Below are 3439 nucleotides of genomic sequence, written 5' to 3'. Positions count from 1 at the left end.
ACTGGCCAGAGCCAAAGGCAGCCCGGTGGCCGGTATCTCCCGCTTGGAACGCGGCCAGTTCTCCGTCTCGGGCGAGATGTTCGGGTTCCGCCAGCTCGCCACCCCGCTCTGCCTGATCCACCACCCCGCCAGCCCGCTGCGCCTGGAAGAGGTGATCGACCGCGCCCGCTGCTGGCACCGCGACGACCCGTTCGGTCGGGACCATGACCGTAGGTGGTTCAGGCGGTGGCGGGGTGTCTCGGTGTCGCGCCGGGGGTTCGGTCGAGGAGCCCGGTGATCGTGTCGACCACAGGCAGGAGGTTGTCCGGGGCGATGCGTCCGGGCATGGTGAGGTAGACGATCCCGGACTCGAAGGCCAGTGGCAGGAACGTCCCGTAGGGGAAGCCCAGGGATTTCGTCTGGGTGAGAAGCCATTCCGAGGCTTGGAGGTTGAGCACCTTTGGCGCGGTGGCGAGGTCGCTGGTGTAGAGGATGAACTCGTGGTCCAGGGCGTCGGGCAGCGTCACGGGCAGCCATGGGGCCTGTTCGCGGGCGGCGGTGAGGGGAACTTCGCTGACCCATCCATGCTGCAGGGCTTGGGGGCGGCGCGGCGCCAGCGGGCTGGCGTGCACGCGGCGGCAGATTTTCAGCGGTGTCAGATGTGCGGTGGCTACCTCGATCCTGTGCTCGTGGTAGGTGTTCGCGCCGTTCGAGCCGCGTTTCCTCATCGACGCCTCGGTCACGCGGACGTGCCACGGGCCCCGCTCGAAGTCCATGGCCACGGTGAATCGGGGCCGTGACAGCGTCCCGAGCCAGTTGATCAGGCCGCCGACCTGGTTTGCCAGCGGCCCCCGAAGGTCGGCCGACCACGCGCGTGCTCCGTCTCGACCGGTGATCGTCCCGCCGACGTCCGCCGCGAGCGCGGCCAGCGCGTCGGCGTGCTTGCGTTCCGCCTTCTTGTCCGTGCGCCACAGTCGCCAGGCCACCAGGCCAAGCAGCGCCGCGCAGACGAGCACGAACAACGAAGTCTTCAGGTAGAAGCCATCCATGATCAGAGGTCCAGATAGCCTTCTATGCGCTGCTTGGAGTGGTCGGTGCCGGTGTCGTCGTACTCGTCGGCCTTCTGATAGTTGCCCATATTCCGCAGCGGTTTGTCAATGCCCGCGCTCGCGCCGGATCCGACGCCGAATTGTGACCGCGCCGTGTCGACAGCAGCCTTTCCTACCGATTTGCCGAACCCGCCCTGTAGTCGCTCGCCGAGCATCCCGTCCTTGCTCCACAGCTTGACCACAGGCGACTTATTGCCGAGGTCCTTGGCGATGTCCGCGAAGTTGCTGTTGACCTGCTTGTTCGCCATGGAGCGCTGAAAGGCGGTCCGCACGTTCCCGACGCGGTTAGCCAGGTTGCGCAGGAAAGCCATGACCTTGTCCAGGAATTGGCGCAACCTGGCGATGATTCGGGCCACCCGGCTGCCGGTGGCCGCTACCCGCACGCCGGTCGCGGTCCCCGCTGCGGCGGTGGACGCCCCGAAGCTCGGCACGGCGGCAGCCAGCGCGGGAATCCAGATCATGATCAGCCAGGTGATGAGTTCGGTGAGGATCGCCTTGATGAAGTCCTCGATGATGGTCATGACCATGCTGGAGGTCTGCAACATGCGCGCGAGTTCCCCGGCTTGGCCCGCGACCCCGTCGATGCCGTTGGCGAACTCGCCCAGTTTCGTGCTGGCCACGTCTGCCGCGTTGCCGCCCCAGTTTTGCACGGAGTTCTGCAGGTCTTGGTCGAACGTCTTGCGTAGGTCGGCCACGCCCTTGGCGATGGCGTTGAAGTTTTCCGCCGCTTGAGACAGCGCGGGGCCGTCGCCGCTGACCATGTGGATCGCGTTCTCCAGCGGTTCCACGACGCTGATGAGGAAGTTCAGCCCCTGCCCGACCAGCCAGCCGATCGGGTCCAGGGCGATGCCGTACGCGGATGTGCCGAGCGATCCGAGCAACGCGGTGCCCTCGGAAGCCAGCCCGAGCAACTCCGAACCGTCCGCACCGTCGCTGAGCTTCCCTTGCGCCTCACGAGTCTTGAGGTAGGCGCCGTAGAAGGGCGTGGCTTGCGCCATCTTCTGGCCCGTGGTCTTCTCGCCGACGGTGATCTCCACACCGCCTGCTTTGGTCTTCTCTTCTGTCATCGGGATATCCTGCCCCGCTACCTGTCAATCTCGATCTGCATGCCGTTGAACAGCTTCTTCAACGCTTCCTCCTGCTCCGCATAGCCTTGCGCCGTGCCGCGAAATTTGTCCGCACCGGACTGCAAGCCCCGCTGCAGGTCGGTGAACATGTCCTTGAGGTCGCTCAGCAGGTTTGTGTAGTCCTGTTTGACGAACAGGCCGTACACGCCCCATGACTTGTTCGACACGTCAGCCTGGTTCACGAGTCCCGCGATCTCGCTCGCGGTGCCGCGGTGTCCGTCGAGCTTTCCCGCGAACTGCCGGAGTTCCTCCGGACTGACGTCGAAACCGGTCACCGCGTCCTCCTGGGCGTCGTCTGCTGCGGGCTGAACACCGTCACATTCCCTCGTCGTTGTAGAAGTCGAGGAAACGGTCTTCCTTCTTCGGCGGTGGACCTGACACCGGCCACGGGTCGCCCCCGAAGACGTTCTCGTCCGAGAAGTCGTCGTCGTGTTCCGGCACGGGCCTGCGGGGAGGGGCAGGCGGCCGGACCGGACCTGGCCGCGGCGTCGGGTGTGCGGGCGGGGCCGTGGTGGGAGGACCGGGTGGCGGCTGCTGCGCGTCCTGTTCGACGGTGGCCCGCAGTTCCTCGGGTGTCATGCCGAACAACTGGGCCTGGGTCTCCAGCACCTGGTCGGTGAGGTTCATGTCGTCGCCGAGCGCGTTCTCCACGATCCCCGCCTGGCGGCGCGCAGCCTCCGCCACCGCCAGTCGCAGCGTCGACATCAACTCGGCGGCCAACGCGTGCGGCGACCGACGCATGGCCTGATCGGTCAACCGGATGTCCTTGATTGACCCGGACGGGCCCGCGACGATGGTCACAGCCCTGTCGGGAGACGTCGCCACAGCCTCCAAGTCGGCCAACTGCTGCTGCATCTCGCCGATGCCAGCGAACTGCTGGTCGACTCGATGCAGTTGGGCCTGAAACCGCTCGAACTGAGCGACAAGCTGGTCGAACTCAGCTGACACGCCACGACCTCCCGGGAAGTTCCGACTCCATGACCTGATGCCGCCGTCAGCGGACCATGGTGGCAGCGAACAGGCCAACCGGAGGCGAAACAGGCAAAAGAGTAGCCGGGTGAACAGTGGCGGCCACCGAGCCGCCCCCTGCCGCGCGGACAAGCCCCGGGGATGGCCTGGTGATCGCTGTGCTGGCTCGCGTAGCCGTCGGCCAATTTACTGTGGGAGCCGGAATAGTGACGGCCCTAGCTTCCCACAGCGTCGCACCGACCAGTTGAGACCAAG

5 protein-coding genes are annotated in these 3439 nt (G+C 66.1%); all 5 read right to left on the bottom strand.

The window, feature by feature from the left end:
• Window positions 1-205, bottom strand: a 205-nt coding sequence (locus ACZ6SD_RS32815; protein ID WP_465320917.1) for a hypothetical protein, incomplete at its 3' end; no start/stop codon positions are given.
• A gap of 13 nt (window positions 206-218) precedes the next feature.
• Window positions 219-1028: a hypothetical protein gene (locus ACZ6SD_RS32810; RefSeq protein ID WP_465320916.1), complete on the bottom strand. Its 810-nt coding sequence runs from the start codon at window positions 1026-1028 to the stop codon at window positions 219-221.
• Window positions 1029-1030: 2 nt separating this feature from the next.
• Window positions 1031-2155, bottom strand: a complete 1125-nt coding sequence (locus tag ACZ6SD_RS32805) for a hypothetical protein (protein WP_465320915.1) — start codon at window positions 2153-2155, stop codon at window positions 1031-1033.
• A 17-nt stretch (window positions 2156-2172) separates the two neighbouring features.
• Complete coding sequence (locus tag ACZ6SD_RS32800; RefSeq protein WP_465320914.1) at window positions 2173-2490, bottom strand: WXG100 family type VII secretion target; 318 nt, start codon at window positions 2488-2490, stop codon at window positions 2173-2175.
• 40 nt (window positions 2491-2530) lie between these two features.
• Window positions 2531-3163: a YbaB/EbfC family nucleoid-associated protein gene (locus ACZ6SD_RS32795; RefSeq protein WP_465320913.1), complete on the bottom strand. Its 633-nt coding sequence runs from the start codon at window positions 3161-3163 to the stop codon at window positions 2531-2533.
• Between the last annotated feature and the right edge of the window lie 276 nt (window positions 3164-3439).

It is taken from the genome of Actinokineospora sp. NPDC051303, assembly GCF_055586285.1.
Note: the sequence above shows the minus strand (reverse complement) of the source record. Positions and strands in the feature narration are given on the sequence as shown.

What these genes read in the sequence shown, in the direction of transcription:
- ACZ6SD_RS32810 (WP_465320916.1), bottom strand. Translation starts at nt 1,028, where the DNA reads ATGGATGGCTTCTACCTGAAGACTTCGTTGTTCGTGCTCGTCTGCGCG.
- ACZ6SD_RS32805 (WP_465320915.1), bottom strand. Translation starts at nt 2,155, where the DNA reads ATGACAGAAGAGAAGACCAAAGCAGGCGGTGTGGAGATCACCGTCGGC.